This is a genomic window from Pseudomonas sp. Pseusp9 (genome assembly GCF_059491265.1).
Window position 1 is genome coordinate 2,898,044 of sequence record NZ_CP168500.1, and the last position, 21,228, is coordinate 2,919,271.

Annotated in this window: 12 protein-coding genes; 8 read left to right on the forward strand and 4 right to left on the reverse strand. The window is 61.6% G+C overall.

The window, feature by feature from the left end:
* Positions 1 to 33 precede the first annotated feature (33 nt).
* Positions 34 to 1,530 carry a sensor histidine kinase gene (locus ACEN8E_RS13095; RefSeq protein WP_495592973.1) on the reverse strand — a complete coding sequence of 499 codons (1,497 nt, stop codon included), beginning with the start codon at positions 1,528 to 1,530 and terminating at the stop codon, positions 34 to 36.
* 72 nt (positions 1,531 to 1,602) lie between these two features.
* On the opposite strand from ACEN8E_RS13095, the gene ACEN8E_RS13100 reads away from it, so the two are divergent.
* A complete protein-coding gene (locus ACEN8E_RS13100; protein ID WP_495592974.1) occupies positions 1,603 to 2,025 on the forward strand; it encodes a hypothetical protein in 423 nt (140 codons plus the stop codon).
* Between the two features lie 297 nt (positions 2,026 to 2,322).
* Positions 2,323 to 13,110: a peroxidase family protein gene (locus tag ACEN8E_RS13105; protein ID WP_495592975.1), complete on the forward strand. Its 10,788-nt coding sequence runs from the start codon at positions 2,323 to 2,325 to the stop codon at positions 13,108 to 13,110.
* A gap of 318 nt (positions 13,111 to 13,428) precedes the next feature.
* Here the strand turns inward: ACEN8E_RS13105 and ACEN8E_RS13110 are convergent, their stop codons facing one another.
* A complete protein-coding gene (locus ACEN8E_RS13110; RefSeq protein WP_495592976.1) occupies positions 13,429 to 13,710 on the reverse strand; it encodes a helix-turn-helix domain-containing protein in 282 nt (93 codons plus the stop codon).
* A 149-nt stretch (positions 13,711 to 13,859) separates the two neighbouring features.
* On the opposite strand from ACEN8E_RS13110, the gene ACEN8E_RS13115 reads away from it, so the two are divergent.
* From ACEN8E_RS13115 to otnI, 6 genes are all read left to right on the forward strand, one after another.
* Entirely contained in the window at positions 13,860 to 14,027 is a 168-nt protein-coding gene (locus ACEN8E_RS13115; protein ID WP_495592977.1) for a hypothetical protein, read from the forward strand.
* A complete protein-coding gene (ltnD, locus tag ACEN8E_RS13120; RefSeq protein WP_495592978.1) occupies positions 14,020 to 14,925 on the forward strand; it encodes an L-threonate dehydrogenase in 906 nt (301 codons plus the stop codon). Before ACEN8E_RS13115 ends, ltnD begins: the two co-directional genes overlap by 8 nt.
* A 27-nt stretch (positions 14,926 to 14,952) precedes the next feature.
* Complete coding sequence (gene otnK, locus ACEN8E_RS13125; protein ID WP_495592979.1) at positions 14,953 to 16,251, forward strand: 3-oxo-tetronate kinase; 1,299 nt, start codon at positions 14,953 to 14,955, stop codon at positions 16,249 to 16,251.
* Positions 16,248 to 16,898: a 3-oxo-tetronate 4-phosphate decarboxylase gene (gene otnC, locus ACEN8E_RS13130; RefSeq protein WP_495592980.1), complete on the forward strand. Its 651-nt coding sequence runs from the start codon at positions 16,248 to 16,250 to the stop codon at positions 16,896 to 16,898. Before otnK ends, otnC begins: the two co-directional genes overlap by 4 nt.
* Positions 16,899 to 17,087: 189 nt before the next feature.
* Positions 17,088 to 18,548 carry a GntT/GntP/DsdX family permease gene (locus ACEN8E_RS13135; protein WP_495592981.1) on the forward strand — a complete coding sequence of 487 codons (1,461 nt, stop codon included), beginning with the start codon at positions 17,088 to 17,090 and terminating at the stop codon, positions 18,546 to 18,548.
* A gap of 21 nt (positions 18,549 to 18,569) precedes the next feature.
* On the forward strand, positions 18,570 to 19,358 hold the full coding sequence (gene otnI / locus ACEN8E_RS13140; RefSeq protein ID WP_495592982.1) for a 2-oxo-tetronate isomerase: 789 nt from the start codon (positions 18,570 to 18,572) through the stop codon (positions 19,356 to 19,358).
* Between the two features lie 46 nt (positions 19,359 to 19,404).
* Here otnI and ACEN8E_RS13145 read toward each other — a convergent pair whose 3' ends face one another.
* On the reverse strand, positions 19,405 to 20,226 hold the full coding sequence (locus tag ACEN8E_RS13145; RefSeq protein ID WP_495592983.1) for a DeoR/GlpR family DNA-binding transcription regulator: 822 nt from the start codon (positions 20,224 to 20,226) through the stop codon (positions 19,405 to 19,407).
* A gap of 156 nt (positions 20,227 to 20,382) precedes the next feature.
* Positions 20,383 to 21,189 (reverse strand): lytic transglycosylase domain-containing protein, encoded by an 807-nt coding sequence (locus tag ACEN8E_RS13150; RefSeq protein ID WP_495592984.1) that lies wholly within the window; start codon positions 21,187 to 21,189, stop codon positions 20,383 to 20,385.
* Between the last annotated feature and the right edge of the window lie 39 nt (positions 21,190 to 21,228).

The following is a 21,228-nucleotide window of genomic DNA, read 5'->3' on the forward strand; positions in this document are numbered from 1 at the left end:
ACTTGATTGCAACGATCACTTTGGCACGGGTGATCAGATTCTGAACTGCGCCCTGGCTTTGGTTCCGGCATGGGGCGCCGATTCAATGGTGAATGTTCCGCCGAGGGATTCGACGCGATAGCGCATGCCGACCAGGCCCAGATGCGTTCTACCTCGACCTGACACACTCGGTTTCTCGGTTGAAATACCCACTCCCGCATCCTCGACCTGCACTTGCAGCAGGCCTTCGGAGTGAGAGGCGCTGAGCTTTTGGCCTTTTCCTCCAGCGTGAATATAGGCATTGTTCAATGCTTCCTGGGCGAAGCGGTAAATGCAGATTTTATGCGCTATCGGTACGTCGTCTGGAAGAGTATCAAGCTGCAGGTCGACTCGCGTCTCGGTTCGATCTTCGTGCCGCTGGACAAGCAATACCAGCGCATCGTGCAGGGTCAGGTCATTGACCTCCGGAACGGCCAGGCCAAGTGATATTTCCCGCACTTCCTTTAAAGCATCCTCGCCGGCACGTCTGATCATTTCGAGGGCTTCCCCATCCGAGGCGCCTTGCGAATCTTCGAGCTCTTCAAGGCGAAGGAGAATCAGTGACAACAGCTGGGCAGGACCATCATGAAGGTCTGCCCCGATCCGACGAAGGGTGAGTTCGTTGATTCTGGCGAACTCGTGATTGGCGGTAGTGACTTTGTGCTGAAGGGCGGCATTATTGGAGTGCAACCTGGCTTGCTCATGCATTCGCCATTGAAGTGCTTTTTCCTGCTGCTTTATTATCTTGTCGCCACGCCGAACGATAAAAAACAAGAGCAAAATCATCGCCATCGTTGCTGTACCGACAATCGCCCATACTTTCTTGCGAACGTTATTGATTTCGCGCTGTAACGCTTGCGCGGTTTCGTAGAACTCACCAACCGCAACAATCTTTCCAGTACCCGCTTCGCGCAGTGGAGCAAAAATCTCATAGAACGGAATGTTCAGGCTTCGCTCAAAAGCATCCTCGGTATCATCAACAAGGTCTTCGTTCAGTTCTGTATAGATCCTGCCTGCCAGCGCCTGTGAGATCTCCTCTGTCGGGAAGTTTTTCTTGAACGTAGATTTGTCGGTGCTGTAGACAATCGTGCCGTCCGGAAGCCAGATCTTCACCGAGACAACATGTGTACTGAACGAGGTGCTGGACAGCAGGTTATCAATGGTCTGAACAGTTTCATCGGGGAGTTCGTTGGCAGTGGTCAATCCCTGGACGAAAGGTTCGAGAAAGTTCGCCATATAACGCGCGCCCGTTTCTGCCGCCGTTTGGACCGTTGCGTCTTCGATACTCTGGCTCACGAGGTTTCCAACGAACGTCATGGTCAAACCCAGAATTATTGTGGCGCAGATCACGAACTGGGTTGAACGGCTCAAAAGGCGCAATTTCGCACGGGCGCTCTGTCTTCCGGGCACTCCACCACTGGACGTTTGGCCAACGTCTGATTGGACCAAGGTCTGATCGGATTCACTGACCAAGGTCTCAGAATTTGATTGGGCTTTCGTCTCTGTACACATCCGGGTAGCACCTCAATACTCATTTTCAATGGAGTGTAAAGCTGGCGTTTGAGGTTGAAGGCGGGAGGCGCGATGAATAGTTTAAAAAGATTCTCGACCCATCTGGATAATCGCTATTTCCGGCAACAACAGCCGGCGGTCATTACCCATGATGTGGTCGGTCATTCGCGCCTTGAACTGTCACCTCATGGCCATACAGACCAGGACGGAAACGACTGCACGCCTGGCATTCAAGTCAAACCCGGTTCAACACCAGGCGCGTGGGCCCCGTCTCCAGTAGATACTAGTCAATTCGTGGTCGATGCCAGTTTTCTCATGGATAAAAGGCTTGTTGACGAAGCCGCATGGACGCAGAACCGTGCCATCACCCCTCAGGAAGTCCCGGACTATGTCGATCTTCGCCCGCATATTCCGGCCAATGACTCCGGTCGCTGGATGTGTGGCATCTGTGACAAGCCCACCATGCCTGAGAGAGCTTCATGGACAAATGCATAGAGCCCCGATACGTGACGGGGCATTTGGCAAGTTGCACCTTCTACTCAACCTGCGTTCACGGACCGTCGCCTCCTTGAGGCGCAACACCAGTCTGTAGGTACGGTTGTCACGGGGAACTGACCCTTGGTTGAACACTGCTGATTGCACGCCATTCAGCAAGGGCTCCGTGCGCCTTACGACCAGGTCCCGTCGTTCAATTTTCGATTTTCATATATGGGGTTCAACACTAAACCGCGCGCTTTCAGCCGTGTTTCATGCGTGTGGTTTCCTGATTAGTCGAGCATCGAGGAAACAGCCATGGCCAGCTTCATCAAGTCCGATCTCGAGTTCATTCTCGAACAAATTTTCATCGCTGAACGGCATGCGGCAGGGGCGAGCCTGATAGACATGCTGCCGAACGTAGAAGTACCTTTCGGCCTGCGCACCGTCTCGGGCATCAACAATAACCTGGCCGATCCCCAGTTCGGCGCCGCCGACAACATCTTCCCGCGCATGACGCCGCCGGTGTTCAATACCGCGCAGGTACAGCCGGCCGGCTTCTTCGGTCCGGCCGATCCTGGCGGAACCACGCCGACCTCCTACCTGCAGACCAGCGGTTTCGTCTTTGACTCGCAGCCGCGCACCATCAGCAACCTGATCGTCGACCAGACCGCCAACAACCCGGCGGCGGTCGCGGCCGCAGCGTTCAATCCGGATTCACAGACTGTCACCAGCCCAGGACTCGATGGCCTGTTCGGCACCGCCGACGACGTTTCCGTCTTCCAGATCCCCAATATCACGCCAGACGCGGGCCTGACCGTGCCCTTCAACGCCTGGATGACCTTCTTCGGCCAGTTCTTCGACCATGGCCTGGACCTGGTCACCAAGGGCGGCAGCGGCACCGTGTTCATTCCGCTGCAGCCCGACGATCCACTGTTCGTGCCCGGTAGCCCGAACAACTTCATGGTGTTGACGCGGGCCACCAATCTGCCCGGCCCCGATGGCATCCTCGGCACGGCCGACGACATCCACGAACAGCAAAACACCACCTCGCCGTTTGTCGACCAGAACCAGACCTACAGCTCGCACCCCTCGCACCAGGTATTCCTGCGCGCCTATGAGCTCAACGCCGCCGGCGATCCGGTCGCCACCGGCAAGCTGATCACCAATCGTGACCTGGGTGCCGACGGTGTGTTCGGCACGGCCGACGATACCGAAATCGGTGGCATGGCCACCTGGAAGGTGGTCAAGGCCCAGGCCCATGACCTGCTCGGCATCAACCTGACCGATGCCGATGTGTTCAATCTGCCGCTGCTGGCGACCGACGCCTATGGCAACTTCATCAAGGGGCCCAACGGTCTTCCGCAAGTGGTGATGATGGGCCCGGATGGCATTGCCGGCACCGCCGACGACATACTCGTCGAGGGTAACCGCGCCGCTCCCGTCGACCTGACGAACGCCGTGCGCACCGGCCACCAGTTCCTCATCGACATTGCGCACAGCGCCGATCCGACTGGCGGCCTGACACCCGACGCGGACAATGTCATTGGCGGGGTGCAAGCGCCCGGCACCTACGACAACGAGTTGCTGGATGCGCACTACATCGCCGGCGATGGCCGCGTCAACGAGAACATCGGCCTGACCACCGTTCACTCCGTTTTCCACCACGAGCACAACCGGCTGGTTGACCAGACCAAGGAAACGGTGCTGGCCTCCAACGACCTCGATTTCCTCAACAAGTGGCTGATGCCTGACGCCCAACTGACAGCGTTGCCGCTGACACCGGCCGACATCGCGGCCCTGCACTGGAACGGCGAGCGGTTGTTCCAGGCCGCCAAGTTCGGTACCGAGATGCAATACCAGCACCTGGTGTTCGAGGAGTTCGCACGCACCATCCAGCCGCAAGTCGACGTCTTCCTTGCCCCCATGGGTAACGACACCACGATCGACCCGTCGATCGTCGCCGAGTTCGCGCACACGGTCTTTCGCTTCGGTCACTCGATGCTGGTGGAGACGGTCGATCGTTTCGATCCCAACTTCAACGTCGTCGGCGACGGCAATCCGACTGACCCGGGCAATCAGCAGACCGGCCTGATCGCGGCCTTCCTCAACCCGCTGGCATTTGCTGCGAGCGGCCCGACCCCTGAGCAGGCGACAGGCGCCATCGTTCGCGGCCTGACCCGCCAGGTCGGCAACGAGATCGATGAGTTCGTGACCGACGCGGTGCGCAACAACCTGGTCGGTCTGCCACTGGACCTGGCCGCCCTCAACCTGGCGCGCGGCCGCGACGCCGGCATCCCGTCGCTGAACGCGGCGCGGCGCGAGTTCTACCACATGACCGGCGACAGCCAGTTGACCCCCTACACGAGCTGGGCCGATTTCGTGCAGCACATGAAGCACCCGGAATCGCTGATCAATTTCATCGCCGCCTACGGTACGCATTCAACCATCACCGGCGCTACGACGCTGGCGGAAAAGCGCGCCGCGGCTGCGGATCTCGTGCTCGGCAGCGCCACGGCACCGGCTGATCGCCTGGACTTCCTGCACAGTACCGGCGCCTGGGCCAGCACCGCCGGTGCGGACGGTATTCTGAACACCGCAGACGACGTGACCACCACCGGCCTGGACGCCGTCGACTTCTGGATCGGCGGCCTGGCCGAGGAGAAAATGCCCTTTGGCGGACTGCTGGGCTCGACCTTCAACTTCGTCTTCGAAACCCAGTTGGAAAACCTGCAGAATGGCGACCGCTTCTACTACCTGGCCCGCACCGCGGGACTCAACTTCGGCACCGAGCTTGAGAACAACTCGTTCTCCAACCTGGTGATGCTCAACAGCGACGCCACACACCTCCCGGCCAACATATTCCAGACGCCGGCCTTCATCCTCGAGACCGACCCGTTGCACCAGTTCAATCAGAGCGTGGTGGCCGGGCCGGACGGCATTGTCGGCACGCTCGACGATCTGCCAGCCAACGCCGACCCCTTCGGCCCGTCGGACCACCCGATCGGCTCACCACGGATCGACCATTTCACGCCGCTGGTGATCCGTGACAACCCCGACACAGTGGGCCCGGATACCAACTACCTGCACTACACCGGCGGCGATACGGTCGTGCTCGGCGGTACAGCCGGCAACGACATCCTCATTGCCGGCGACTCGGACGACGACACCGTCTATGGCGACGCCGGCAACGACCGGCTCGACGGCGGCTACGGCAACGACAACATCTTCGGCGGCACTGGTGACGACATCATCACCGACATCGGCGGTGACGACGTCATTCGCGGCGAGGACGGCAACGACGTCATCCAGGCCGGCAACTCGACCCTCGGCGGCAACAATCTGGTGCTCGGTGGTGCGGGCAAAGACTTCATCATCACCACCGAAGACATCACCATGACCTTCGGCGGCGCGGGTGACGACTTCATCCTCGGCGCCAAGGTCAACCTGGCGCCCACCGGCAACGAAGGCGATGACTGGATCGAGGGCGGCACCCAGGACGGTGCACCCGGCGATAACATGAGCCCGACATTGACCGACGATGTGCCCGGCAACGACATCTTCATCGGCACCGGCGGATTCGATGAAATGATCGGCGAGGGCGGCGATGACGTCTTCGTCGCCAGCGACGCTCAGGACAAGATGGACGGCATGTCCGGGTTCGACTGGACCACCTACAAGAATGACAAGTACGGCGTGACCGTCGACATGGTCGTTCCTTTCTTCAGCCCCTATCACCCGGTGCCCGATGCAACGGGCAATATCGTGGGTGCATTCGCGCAATCGCCCGATGCGGTCTATGACCGGTTCGCGGAAGTGGAAGGCCTGTCGGGGTCGGCATTCGCCGACTTCCTGCGCGGCGATGAACAGAACGCGGCCATCATCGCCAACATCACGGCCAGGGGCAGCATCCTCACCAACTTCGATCTCGTCAGTGGCCTGCGGACCTTCGTCGGCAGCGCCGGTTTCGGTGCCGACGGTATCGGCGGGACGGCCGACGACCAGTTCGGCGCGGGTAACATCATCCTCGGCGGCGATGGCAGCGACATCATCGAAGGCCGTGGCGGCAGTGACCTCATCGACGGCGACAGTTGGCTCAACGTGCGCATCAGCGTGCGGCAGAACATCGATGGCACCGGGCCGGAAATCGCCAGCTTCGACAGCATGACGCAGATGATCCCGCAGATGCTCAATGGCACCTTCAATCCCGGCCAGCTCGTCGCCGTGCGTGAGATCCTGCCCGGTACATCCACAGGCGGGGCTGCGTTCGACACCGTCAACTTCCTGGGCCCTCTGGCGAACTACACGATCGCAGTCAACGGCATCGTCGTTGATCCCGCCGTTCCCCTCAATATCGTCGGCACCGACATCGTCACCGTGACCGACAATGTCGGCAAGGAAGAAACCGACCGTCTCACCCACATCGAGCGGCTGCAGTTCTCCGATCAGGCAGTGGTCCTCGTGCAGGGGGTCAACGCCGGGCCTGTGGGTGCGCTGACGGTGAGCAACACCGCACCAACCGTTGGCCAGACGCTGACCGCGTCGGCGGCAGGCATCACCGATGGCGACAACGCGGGTGGGGCGATCCACAATTCCATCAGCTACATCTGGCAGTTTGAAGCGACCCCGGGTTCGGGCGTCTTCGAGGACATCATCCTCGGCCCAGGCCGCATCGGTATCGGATTTACCAGAGCCGACCAGTCCACTTTCACGGTGACACCGGATCTTGCCGGCCTGGCAATCCGCGTCAAAGCCTTCTATGCCGACGATCATGGGGTGACCGAGCAGGTATTCTCGGCACCGACGACGGCAGTAGTGGCTGCGGCCCCGGGCCCGGTAGTGGCGCCTTCGCTGATCGATCCGCAGACCACGGCCCCCAGCAACGGTGTGCGTTACACGCAATCGGACCTGGCGTTCATCCTTGACCAGATCAAGATTGCGGAACACAACGCGGCCGGTGAGAACCTCAACTCGCTGCTCGACAACGTACGGATGCCGTTCGGTTTACGCACGGTCGAAGGGACGGAAAACAACCTGCTCCATCCCGAGTTCGGGGCCGCCGATAATGTATTCCCGCGCCTGACCACGCCGAACTTCCGCCCGGCCGACGCCGGCACGAGCTACACCCAGACCAGCGGCCTGGTGATCGACTCGCAGCCGCGCACCATCAGTAACCTGATCGTCGATCAGACCGCGAACAACCCGGCGGCGGTCGCGGCCACCTTCGATCCCGGTGCGGATGGCATCCTCGGCACGGCTGACGATGTCCTCAAGGCTGGTGCGCAGGTGGTTACGGGAACCCGTACCGACGGCACGACGTTCCAGACCTTCTTTGATCCGAACATCAGCCCCGACGCGGGCCTGACTGCGCCCTTCAACCAATGGATGACCTTCTTCGGCCAGTTCTTCGACCATGGCCTGGACCTGGTCACCAAGGGCGGCTCGGGCACTGTGTTCATTCCGCTGCAGCCGGATGATCCGCTGTTCGTGCCCGGTAGCCCGACCAATTTCATGGTGCTGACGCGCGCCACCAATCAACCTGGCCCCGATGGCGTTCTGGGCACGGCCGACGACATCCACGAGAACACCAACACCACCTCGCCGTTTGTCGACCAGAACCAGACCTACAGCTCGCACCCTTCGCACCAGGTGTTCCTGCGTGCCTATGAGCTCAACGCGGCTGGCGATCCGGTGGCCACCGGCAAGTTGATCGAAAATCGTGATCTGGGCGCCGATGGCGTGTTCGGTACGGCCGATGACGTCGGGATCGGCGGCATGGCCACCTGGAAGGTGGTCAAGGCGCAAGCCCATGATCTGCTCGGCATCAATCTCACGGATGCCGATTTCGACAACGTGCCTTTGCTGGCGACCGACGCCTACGGCAATTTCATCAAGGGTCCGAACGGTTTTCCACAAGTGGTGATGAAGGGACCGGACGGCATTGCCGGTACGGCCGACGACGTGCTCGTTGAAGGCAATCCTGCGGCGCCCATCAGCCTGGTCGATGCCGTGCGCACCGGCCATGCCTTCCTCAACGACATCGCCCACACCGCCGTTCCGGTGGACGACCAGACCGGCGCAGCACTGCTGCCCGATGCGGACAATGTCGTGGGTGGCACGCCAGCGCCTGGCTTCTACGACAACGAACTGCTGGATGCGCACTACATTGCCGGTGATGGCCGGGTCAACGAAAACATCGGTCTGACCACCGTCCATTCCATCTTCCACCATGAGCACAACCGCTTGGTCGATCACACCAAGGCGGTGGTCCTGGCGACAGCGGCAAGCGGCGATGTATCGTTCCTCAACGAGTGGCTGCTGACGCCTGTCACTGCCGTTCCCGCCGATACCTCGACCCTCGACTGGAACGGCGAGCGCCTGTTCCAGACCGCGAAATTCGGCACCGAGATGCAGTACCAGCACCTGGTGTTCGAGGAGTTCGCGCGTACTATCCAACCGATGGTCGATCCGTTCTTCGCCCCGGGGCAGGTGTACGACACGGCGATCGATCCAAGCATCGTTGCCGAGTTCGCGCACACTGTCTATCGCTTCGGGCACTCGATGCTGCTGGAGCAGGTCGACCGGCTGGATCCGAACTTCGCCTCGAGCGATATCGGGCTGATTCAGGCCTTCCTCAACCCACTGGAGTTCGCGGGCAGCGGTCCCACTCCGGAACAGGCCGCCGGCGCCATCGTGCGCGGCGTGACCCGCCAGGTGGGCAACGAGATCGATGAGTTCGTCACCGAAGCCCTGCGCAATAACCTGTTGGGCCTGCCGCTCGATCTGCCCGCCATCAACCTGGCGCGCGGCCGCGATACCGGCATTCCGTCCCTGAACGCGGCGCGGCGGGAGTTCTATGGGCCTACCGGCGACGCCGAGCTCAAGCCCTACACGAGCTGGGCCGATTTCGTGCAGCACATGAAGCACCCGGAATCGTTGATCAACTTCATCGCCGCCTACGGCACGCACTCGACCATCACCGCTGCCACCACGCTGGCGGACAAGCGCGCCGCGGCTGCGGACCTGGTGTTGGGCGGTGCGACCGCACCGGCTGACCGTGTCGACTTCCTCAACAGCACCGGCGCCTGGACCAGCACCGCTGGTGCGGACGGTGTCTTGCACACGGCAGACGATGTGACCATCACCGGCCTGGATAACGTTGACTTCTGGGTCGGCGGGCTGGCCGAGGAGAAGATGCCGTTTGGCGGCATGCTCGGCTCGACCTTCAACTTCGTCTTCGAGAACCAGATGGAGAAACTCCAGGACGGTGACCGCTTCTACTATCTGGAGCGCACCGCCTCGATGGACTTTGGCGCGGAGCTTGAGAACAACACGTTCTCTGCGCTGGTCATGGCCAATACCGACGCAACTCACCTTCCGGGCAGGGTTTTCCTGACGCCGGCCTACATTCTGGAGACCAACCAGGCGAACCAGTACAACCCGAGTGTGATAGCCGGTCCCGACGGTATTGTCGGCACCCTGGACGATCTGCCGGCCAATGCCGATCCTTTTGGCCCGTCGAACCATCCGATTGGCTCACCACGCAGTGACTTCCTCACGCCACTGGTGATCCGCGACAATCCTGCCACACCGGGCCTGGATACCAACTACCTGCACTACACCGGTGCCGATACGGTCGTGTTGGGCGGTACGCCCGGCAACGACATCCTCATTGCCGGCGACTCGGACGACGACACGGTCTATGGCGATGCCGGTAACGACCGGATCGATGGCGGCTACGGCAACGACCAACTCTTCGGCGGTACCGGTGACGACATCATCACCGACATCGGCGGCGACGACGTCATCCACGGCGAGGACGGCAACGACGTCATCCAGGGCGGCAACGGCCTCAACCTGATCCTCGGCCAGGCCGGCCAGGACTTCATCATCACCGGCGAGGACGCGGCCGATACCAGCGGCGGCCTGGGCAACGACTTCATCCTCGGCAGCAAGGCGAACGAGTTCGCGCGCGGCGGCGAAGGTGACGACTGGATCCAGGGCGGGTCCGCCGACGGTGTTGCCGGCGACAACTTCGACGCATTCGGGAACGATCCGATCAATGGCAACGATGTGTTCATGGGCGATGGCGGACCGGACAACTTCGACGGGGAGGGCGGTGATGACATCATGATCGGCAGCCCCAGCGAGGCGGACCGTTTCATCGGCTTCTCCGGTTATGACTGGGCAACCTTCAAGGACGACCCGGCTGGCGTGACCATTGGCCTCAACTCCAGGCTGCGGTTCTTCGACCAACCGCAGGTGCCCGGTTCCACCGCGTCGATCCTTGCCCGGCTGGACCTGGTGGAAGGGCTGTCGGGGTCGTCACACGCCGACTTCCTCAGTGGTGACGATTCCACCGCGGCATTGCTCGCAGTGGCCGGCGCCAAGGGCAGCGTGCTCACCAACTTCAACCTCATCAGCGGTCTGCGGGACTTCGTCGGCATCGCCGGCAACGGGGCGGATGGCATCGCCGGCACGGCCGACGACAAGTTCGACGGGGGCAACATCGTCCTTGGCGGCGCTGGCAGCGACGTCATCGAAGGCCGTGGCGGCGATGACCTCATCGACGGCGACAAGTGGCTCAACGTACGCATCAGCGTGCGGCAGAACATCGACGGCACCGGCCCGGAAATCGCCACCTTCGACAGCATGACGCCGCTGGTCCCGCTGATGTTGAACGGCACCTATAACCCCGGCCAGCTCCAGATCGTCCGTGAGCTCCTGACCTCGACCAGTCCGGACTTCGACACCGCACTGTTCTCCGGCAATCTTGCGGATTACACCGTGGTCAATAACGCCAACGGCACCTTGACGGTCACCGACAGTGTCGCTGGCAGGGACGGGATTGACACCCTCAGCAACATCGAGCGGTTGCAGTTCGCCGATCAGTCGGTTGTGCTCGGTGGATTGAACTCGGAGCCAGTCGGTTCGCTGAGGATCGACGATCCCACGCCAGCCGTTGGCCAGACGCTGACCGTCTCGGCGGCCGACATCACTGATGCCAACAATGTCGCGACTGGCGGCGCGATCACCAGCCCCATCAGTTACTTCTGGCAGTTCGAAGCGCGCCCGGGCTCGGGGGTCTTCGAAGACATCACCTTCTTTGCCGCCGGTGAGGTCGCACGCGCGGAGGGTACGACCGTCGAGGTGGGCTCGGAACTCAGGGTCGCACCACCGGCAACCCTCATTGGCGCCGTGCCGGCTATTCCGCAACTCGTCGTGGCAACCGGACTGGCTCTGCGCGTCAGGGCGGTCTACAAGGACGCCAATGGCGTGCTGGAGGAGGTGTTCTCGGCGCCGACCGCACCGATCACACCGGCCGGTACCGGCACCGTCAATGTCCTGCCGGTTGGCACGGTGCTGATCAGCGATACGACTCCGACGCCAGGCTCGAGCTTGACCGCCACGGATGCGTTCACCGACGCCAACGGGACCACGACCTCGGTGATTGCCCATCAGTGGCAAGTGGGGAGCGGGGCGATCTTTACCGACATCGCCGGTGCGACGGGCACGACCTTCACGCCCGACTCGACGCAGTCCGGTCAGCAACTGCGGGTCGTGGCGAGTTATACCGATGACCTCGGCACACTTGAGCGAGTCACCTCTGCGGCAACGACAGTGGTCGGTGATCTGTTTGTCGGTACCGCCGGTGCCGACATATGGACCGGCTCGGTAGGTGACGACCTGGCCAGTGGAGGTGCTGGCAACGACATCCTGAACGGCTTGGGCGGCAACGACATCCTCAATGGTGACGCGGGCAATGACATTCTCATCGGGGGTACGGGTGCCGATATCATGGCCGGAGGAGATGGCGACGATATCTACGAAGTCACCGACTCCGGGGACGTGGTGATCGAACTCGCCGGTGCCGGCATCGATACGGTCTGGACCTCGCTCGCGAGCTACACCCTGGGTGCCGACGTCGAGAATCTGTTTTTCGGCGGCAGCGGCAACTTCACGGGCACCGGCAACGCGCTCGACAACACGCTCGTGGGCGGTGCGGGCAACGACGTCCTCATCGGCGGCGCAGGTGCCGACGCGATGGCCGGTGGCGTTGGCAACGATAACTATGAAGTTGCCGACCTCGGGGACGTGGTGAACGAGCTTGCCGATGCCGGCATCGACACGGTCTGGACCTCGCTCTCGAGCTACACCCTGGGTGCCAACGTCGACAATCTGTTTTTCGGCGGCAGCGGCAACTTCGCGGGCACCGGCAACGCGCTGGCCAACGTGATCGCGGGCGGTGCGGGTAACGACGTCCTCATCGGCGGTGGCGGTAACGATATCGTCATCGGTGGCGCAGGTGCCGACGCGATGGACGGTGGCGTTGGCAACGATAACTATGAAGTTGCCGACCTCGGGGATGTGGTGAGCGAGCTCGCCGGTGCCGGCAACGACACGGTGTGGACCTCGCTCGCGAGCTACACCCTGGGTGCCGACGTCGACAATCTGTTTTTCGGCGGTAGCGGCAACTTTGCGGGCAGCGGCAACCTGCTCGATAACATTATCGTGGGCGGTGCGGGTAACGACGCCCTCATCAGTGGCGCAGGTAACGACGTGCTCATTGGCCGCGGCGGTGCCGACGCGATGGACGGCGGTGTCGGCAACGATATCTACGAAGTCACCGACCCTGGGGACGTGGTGAGCGAACTCGCCGGTGCCGGCAACGACACGGTGTGGACCTCGCTCGCGAACTACACCCTGGGTGCCGAAGTCGAGAATCTGTTTTTCGGCGGCAGCGGCAACTTTGCGGGCAGCGGCAACGGGCTGGACAACATACTCGTGGGGGGGGCGGGTAATGACGTCCTGAACGGCGGTGGCGGTCACGACCTGATGAATGGCGGCGCCGGCAACGATTCTTTCGTGTTTGATGGCCTGGGTTTCGGCAACGATAAGATCCTGAACTTCGGCGCCAATCCGGGCGCAGCACAGGACTTGCTCGATGTCTCGGTGTTGGGGATCTCCAGCGCAACGTTCGCTGCTGCCGTGAGCATCACCGCTGATGGGGCGGATACGGTGGTGGGGATCGGGACGGACAGCATCCGTCTTGTTGGTGTCAGCAGTGCGGCCATTGATCAGACGGACTTCATTCTGGCCACCTGAGGTCCTGGTCAGTACTGTCGCAAGAGGGCGGAACAGAAGAAGGGAGGGCAACGGATGCCCTCCCTTTCTCCTTTCACTCAAATGCCCATCGGTTGCCCGTTCAAGATCCCGGGCAGTGATATTTCAGCAGTGCGCTGGTTGATCAGAGACCGCCGAGCGAGGTGGTGTGCAGTGTCAGCCGGGGAGCTGATGTCCAAACATGGGGTGCCCGCCGGCGCAACCTTCGCGTGTTGCCTCGTCCTGGATCACGTCCCGGTGCTCGACCATCACACCGTCCTCCAGGCACAGAATATCGACCACGACCCGAATAGACCGCCGTCACCGCCAGGTGCCGAGATCGGCTTCAAGCTCGGCCACAATCCTGGAAACCCGGGATTGAGATAGGCCCACTTCGCGTGCTGCAGCGGAAAAACTGCCATTGGCCAGGACATGCACCGAACCACGGCGGCCATGGGAGTAGTCACGCACCATGGTTTTCCGGCGGCCGATCTTGTCGCAAAGATTGCCGAGGAAGAAACCGCCGATACCGGTGGCCAGCAGCCAGCGCCAGCCTTGGCCAATCCAGGTTTTCAACGGGTTCGTGATTCGGTTGTCTTCCATCGGGAGGCAGCATCTTTTCGCTCGGCGTAACACAAGCGATGTTAAAAAATGTTATTTGCAGAAAACACTTCACATAATCCGTTCATTGGTGGATTATCTGCCCAACCGGTATGACAACCTGATAACACGACAAAAACAGGACTGCCTTGATGTTCGCCGAGATCCCGACTCACGTCCTGAACGACAGCGCCGCCCAGCGGGTTTACCCGCTCGGTGCTGATCCTGTCTGCCGAAGCCCTGTCTACAACGCGGCCAACGTCTGCACCTTGCAGGTGTTGAAGCAGTCGCTGCTTTCCTCTGGAGTACCCCATGAATAACAAGAATGTCGGTGTAGTCGGTCTGGGCGCGATGGGGTTGGGCATTGCCCGCTCGTTGCTGCGAAGCGGTTTCAATGTGCATGCCTGTGATGTACGTACTGCCGTGACAGAGCAGTTCGCCGGGGAGGGCGGTGTGGCTTGCCCGTCACCGTCGCACATGGCCGCTGAGTGTGACGTGATCATTACCGTGGTGGTCAATGCCGAGCAGACCGAGACCGTATTGTTTGGTGAGGGCGGGGCCGTGGCCCGTCTGCGGCCGGGCAGCCTGGTGATCGGCTGCGCCACAGTCGCTCCGACCTACGCGGTGGACCTGGGCCAGCGCCTGGCCGCGCTGGGTTTGCTTTATCTGGATGCACCGATTTCCGGTGGCGCCGCCAAGGCTGCCGCTGGCGAGATGACCATGATGACGTCGGGCCCGGCTGACGCCTATGCCAAGGCCGAGTCGATCCTGGCTGGAATGGCCGGCAAGGTGTATCGCCTGGGCGACGTCCATGGCCTGGGTTCGAAGGTCAAGATCATCAACCAGCTGCTGGCCGGGGTGCATATTGCCGCTTCTGCCGAAGCCATGGCGCTGGGCCTGCGTGAAGGGGTCGATGCCGATGCGTTGTACGAGGTGATCACCCACAGCGCCGGTAATTCATGGATGTTCGAAAACCGCGTGCCACACATTCTCAAGGCTGACTACACGCCATTGTCCGCAGTGGATATTTTCGTCAAGGACCTGGGCCTGGTGCTGGATACCGCCCGGGCCAGCAAATTCCCGCTGCCGCTGTCGGCCACCGCTCACCAGATGTTCATGCAGGCGTCCAGTGCCGGCTTCGGCCGTGAGGACGATTCGGCGGTGATCAAGATTTTCCCGGGCATCGAATTGCCGACTGCCAAGCCCCAGTCCGTTTGAAGCCTGAGCCCGTTCGAGGAACACCCCATGACTACATCCACTGCACGCCCGCTGCTGGGCTGCATCGCCGACGACTTCACCGGTGCCACGGATCTGGCCAACATGCTGGTGCGCGGCGGTATGCGCACCGTGCAAAGCATCGGTATTCCGAGCGCGGAAATTGCCGCCGGGCTTGATGCCGATGCCATCGTCATTGCCCTGAAATCGCGTACCACGCCGGTCGCCGAAGCGGTCGAGCAGTCACTCGCCGCGCTGGCCTGGCTGCGCGAACAAGGGTGCGAGCAGATCTTTTTCAAATATTGCTCGACGTTCGACTCCACCGCGGCCGGCAATATCGGCCAGGTCAGCGAAGCGCTGCTGGCCGCACTGGGTAGCGACTTTACCCTGGCCTGCCCGGCGTTCCCGGAAAATGGCCGGACGATCTTTCGCGGCCACTTGTTTGTGCAGGATCAGCTGCTCAGCGAGTCGGGCATGCAACATCACCCGCTGACGCCGATGACCGATGCCAATCTGGTTCGGGTCCTGCAATCGCAGACCCGCCTGAATGTCGGTCTGTTGCGCTACGACACCATTGCCCGTGGCACTGAGCAGGTGCGGGCACGCATCGCAGAGCTAAGGGCACAGGGTGTCGGCATGGTCATCGCTGATGCCTTGTCGGACAGCGATCTGTACACCCTCGGTACCGCCTGCGCCGATTTGCCGTTGTTGACGGGCGGTTCGGGACTGGCCTTGGGCTTGCCGGAAAACTTCCGTCGGGCCGGCAAGCTGCGCGACCTCGATGCCGCGAAACTCCCGGCGGTGTCAGGTCTGGAAGTGGTATTGGCCGGCAGTGCGTCGATCGCCACCAACGGACAGGTAGCAGCCTGGCTCGAAGCGGGTCGACCGGCCTTGCGCATTGACCCTTTGGCCTTGGCTGCCGGTGAGCCGGTGGTGGCGCAAGCCTTGGCCTTTGCTCGCGATAACGAACAAACCGTATTGATCTACGCCACCAGCTCACCGGAAGAGGTCAAGTTGGTGCAACAGCAACTGGGCATCGAGCAAGCCGGGAGTCTGGTGGAAAACGCCTTTGGCGAAATTGCCCGGGGCCTGCGCCAGATCGGCGTGCGCCGTTTCGTGATCGCCGGCGGAGAAACCTCGGGCGCTGTGGTTCAGGCGCTGGGCGTACAGCTGCTGCAGATTGGCGCGCAGATCGATCCGGGTGTGCCGGCGACCGTCAGCAACACCGACGAGCCCTTGGCGCTGGCACTCAAGTCGGGCAACTTCGGCGGCCGGGATTTCTTCAGCAAAGCCTTGAGCCAGCTTGCCCCGGCCGGGGGTGCGCAATGAGCCGTGCAGCGAGTAGCGAAAACGCGCTGCGCGAAGAAATCTGTGAGGTAGGCTGCAGTCTTTACCAGCGCGGTTACACCGTCGGCAGCGCCGGCAATATCAGCGCGCGCCTGGACGACGGCTGGTTGATCACCCCGACTGACGTCTGCCTCGGACGCCTCGATCCGGCGACCATCGCCAAGGTCAATCTGGCGGGTGAATGGGTGTCCGGTGACAAGCCTTCAAAAACCCTGGCCCTGCATCGCCAGGTCTACGACCGCAACCCGGGCGTCGGTGGCGTGGTGCATACCCACTCCACCCATCTGGTGGCATTGACCCTGGCCGGTGTCTGGCAGGCGGGCGACATTCTGCCGCCGTTGACGCCGTATCAGGTCATGAAAGTCGGGCATATCCCGTTGATTGGCTACCAGCGACCGGGTTCGTCAAAAGTTGCCGAACAGGTCGCCCAACTGGCCAACAGCGTTCGCGGCGTGATGCTCGAACGACTCGGCCCGGTGGTCTGGGAGAGTTCGGTGTCCAGGGCCAGCTACGCCCTGGAAGAACTCGAGGAAACCGCACGACTCTGGCTGATGAGCAATCCCAAGCCTGAACCGCTCGATCAGGCGGCGCTGGACGAGCTGCGAGAGACTTTTGGTGCGCACTGGTAAGGCGTTGGCTTAACTCGACAGATCGATACCGCAAGCCCTGCCCGGGAGACGCACAGCGACTCTCGACGGACTCGGCTTGCCAAAAAATACAATAACAAGAGGAAAACCCGACATGACTCATCTTCATTGCGGCATGTTCAGATCCAGTGGCGGCACCGTTTCGTTCACCGGGCGTGGAGGGTTTCTGAAATGAGCCCTTTACTCTTGATGATGACCGCAGGGGTCGGCATTGCGCTGCTGTTGTTCCTGGTGCTCAAGTACAAGTTCCAGCCCTTCGTAGCCTTGATGCTGGTGAGCATCCTGGTGGCGCTGGTGGCCGGGGTGAAGCCGGCCGATCTGGTCGCTACCATCGAAGGCGGCATGGGCAAGACCCTGGGCCATATTGCGATCATCATTGCCCTGGGTGCGATGATCGGACGGATCATCGAGCTCTCCGGCGGTGCCGAGGCGCTGGCCAAGACGCTGATAACCCGTTTCGGTAATCGGCGTACGCCATTGGCCTTGACGATTGCCGGCTTCATGGTCGGGGTGCCGGTGTTCTTCGAGGTGGGGGTGATCATCCTCATGCCGCTGGCCTACGGTATTGCCCGCAGTGCGCGTAAGCCGTTGCTGGTGTTTGCGCTGCCGATGTGCGCCGCCTTGTTGACCGTCCACGCCTTCCTGCCGCCGCATCCGGGCGCCGTGGCCGCTGCCAGCCAATTGGGCGCGGACCTTGGCCGTGTACTGATGTTCGGCCTGCCAATGACCGCGTTCCTTTGCTATGTCGGCTACCGCGTGGCCGGACGCATGACCCGTCGGGTGTTCCCGATGACCGATGATATCCGCGCCGAGGTCTATGGTCCGCATGTCACCAACGAGGACCTGGCCGCCTGGTCCAATGGCAACGACAAGAGCCCTGAGCGAGCGGCCGTGGCCGTGTCGCACATGGGCCTGGAAGAGTCCACCAGCAGCATTGTTTCCAAGTTGCCAGCGGCACCGGCGCCGGGTTTTGGCCTGATCGTCAGTCTGATCCTGCTGCCCATCATCCTGATTCTGCTGGGGACTCTGTCTACCTCGTTGCTGCCTGCGGAATCGACCCTGCGCGGCGTCATGACGGTGCTGGGTGCACCGCTGGTGGCGCTGCTGATCGATACCTTGCTGTGTGCCTGGCTGCTGGGTTCGCGTCGGGGCTGGAGCCGCAATCAGGTGTCCGACGTGATCGGCTCGGCCTTGCCCGGTGTGGCCATGGTGATCCTGATTGCCGGTGCCGGCGGCGTGTTCGGCAAGGTGCTGGTGGATACCGGAATCGGTGCCGTGGTCTCCGATATGCTGCGCACCACCGGTCTGCCAGTACTGGCACTGGGCTTTCTGCTGACCATGCTGTTACGCGCGGTGCAGGGCTCGACCACCGTGGCGCTGGTGACCACTGCCGGCATCATCAGCCCGCTGATTGCAACGCTCAATCTCACCCCGAACCACATGGCGCTGCTGTGCCTGGCCATGGGCGGCGGGGGCTTGGCCATGTCCCATATCAATGATGCCGGTTACTGGATCTTCACCAAGCTGTCCGGGCTGAACGTGGCCGACGGCTTGCGCACCTGGACGGTGCTGACCACGTTGCTCGGCACCTTGGGTTTTTGTATTACCCTGCTGATCTGGCCCTTTGTCTAACCCGATATCTCAGGAGCTACCATGCCTCGTTTTGCTGCCAACCTCAGCATGCTTTACCCGGAACATGAGTTTCTGGATCGCTTCGCCGCCGCGGCGGCCGATGGTTTCGAAGCGGTGGAGTATCTGTTCCCCTACGACTACAGCGCTGAAGAACTCAAACAACGCTTGAGCGACAACGGCCTGGTGCAGGCATTGTTCAATGCGCCGCCCGGTGATTGGGCGGCGGGCGAGCGGGGCACGGTGTCGTTGCCAGGGCGAGAGAGTGAATTTCGTAGCGGTTTTGATCGCGCCCTGGAGTACGCCGGCGTGCTGGGCAATTCACGCATCCATGTCATGGCCGGCCTGCTGCCTTCCGAGAATGATCGGGCACGGCATCACGGCATTTATCTGGAGAACCTCGCCTATGCCACCGCTCAGGCAGCCAAGGCAGGCGTCACGGTATTGCTTGAGCCGATCAATACGCGGGACATGCCGGGCTTTTTCCTCAATCGGCAGGATCAGGCCCAGGCCATCTGCAAGGAAGTGGACGCCAGTAACCTGAAGGTCCAGTTCGACTGCTACCACTGCCAGATCGTCGAGGGCGACCTGGCCACTAAACTGCGTCGGGACTTCGACGGTATCGGCCATATCCAGATCGCGGGCGTGCCTGACCGGCACGAGCCGGACCTGGGAGAAGTCAACTATCCCTATCTGTTCGAGCTGATCGACCAGTTGGGTTATGACGGCTGGGTAGGGTGCGAATACCGGCCACGAGGCAACACGTCTGCCGGCTTGCAATGGTTGCGGGACTGGAAGGCGCGTCAAGCGTAATACGAAGCTGGACCATGGGCTCCGCTGGAAGCGGGAGCCCGCAGTTTCAGGCCACGCTATTGTCCGCTGGAAGTAACAGTTCGACCCCCTGCTTGCGGATGCCATCGGCCGCGGCAGGGGCCAACGCGTCATCGCTGAGGATAATGTCGAACTGCTCGAGACCGGCGATCCTGTACATACTGAAAGTGCCGTATTTCGAACTGCTGGCCACCAGCACCACTTGCGAGGCCGATTGCATTGCAGCTTGCTTGACCTCCACCTTCAGCGCCGAAGGCGTGGTCAGTCCGCGCCGCAAATCCCATGAGCTGGTCGATATGAACGCGATATCGGTGACGACCTGACGCAAGGTGGCGACCGCCAGGCTGCCCACGCACGATTGATTGGAGTGATCCAGTTGCCCGCCGGTATGAATCACCGTGACATGCGGCGCTTCGATCAGGGCCTGGACAATGCCGAAATCGTTGGTCACCACGGTCATGCCGGACAGCGCCTTGATGTAGGGAACAATTTCCAGGGTGCTGGTTCCCGCATCCAGGTAAATCGCCATATCGGCATGCAGTAGCCGGGCGGCGAGTTTGGCCATGGCCTGTTTCTGCGGCAACTCCACCACCGCCTTGAACTGATGGCTGGGCTCGCTGTGCAGCTGGCTGGCGATCCGCACCCCACCCGTTACCGAGTAGGCACGACCTTCCTGCTCCAGCAGCGCGATGTCGCGGCGTATGGTCATGTGCGAACAGTCGAACATTTCCATCAATTGATGAACGCTCAGCACCTGATGCTTGCGCAACTGTCGCAGCATCAATTCACGGCGCTGCTCGGGGATCATCGGTGCGCCGCTTTCAGCGCAGAAGTCCTTTTGACTAGGCATTCGGGCTCCAGTAGTGAAGAAATCCGCGGAGAGGGAAGGCGGGCAAACATAGTAGCGAATCTACAGCTGGATCTGTAGCGCGATGAGGCGTCAAGCCCATTTCCCCCTGGGTAAATCACTTGTTTCCAGCTGTTCCGGGTTATGCGCCCTGCGGTACTAGCGATGGTTGCGATAGCGTTCGGTCAAAGACTGCACGCGGGTGACGTAGGATTGCGTCTCGGCGTAGGGAGGCACCCCGTTGTACTCGACCACGGACGCTTCGCCGGCGTTGTAACCTGCCAACGCCAGCACCTGATTGCCGTTGAAGCGCTTGAGCAGCCAGGCCAGATAACGCACGCCGCCACGAATGTTCTGTCGTGCGTCGAACGGATCGTCCACGGCGAAGCGCTCGGCAGTGGCGGGCATCAACTGCATCAGCCCCTGGGCGCCGGCCTGGGAAATGGCGTTGGGGTGAAACGCCGACTCGGCATGCATCACTGCGCGAATCAGCGCCCTGTCGACACCATAATGATCCGCAGCGGCTTCGATCTCCTGCCGATAGGAATGGGTGTCCAGGCGCAGTGAGGCGACCTTGAAATCCTTCGACGCCATGCACAGATAGCAGCCCTTGATGTAATAGAGCTCAAGGACATCGACCCGTGCGGAGATCCCGACGGGGCGCCGGCTCACATATTGACGAACGCCCTTGTGGATGAAGGTCCACACCCGAATCCGCACCGCGTCCGGGTCGTCGTCCCGTACAAGCCGTGGCAGGGCCATTGCCTTGGCACCGACACCGGCGTTCGCCGTGCCATTGAGGCGAGTGCAGCGGGCGCTGGCGATGGCTTGGCTGGTGTAGCTGATGGCTCCGTCCCTGGTCTGGCACTTGAACATGGCGCTGGCGCACAGTGGAGCGACCAGCAAGGCCAGCTCGATGCAGCCAAGGACGCTCTTGCGAACCCATCGCCATTCTCTGGAACTCATCACATCCCTCCGCGCCGCAGGCGCCGATCAGGCCTGGAG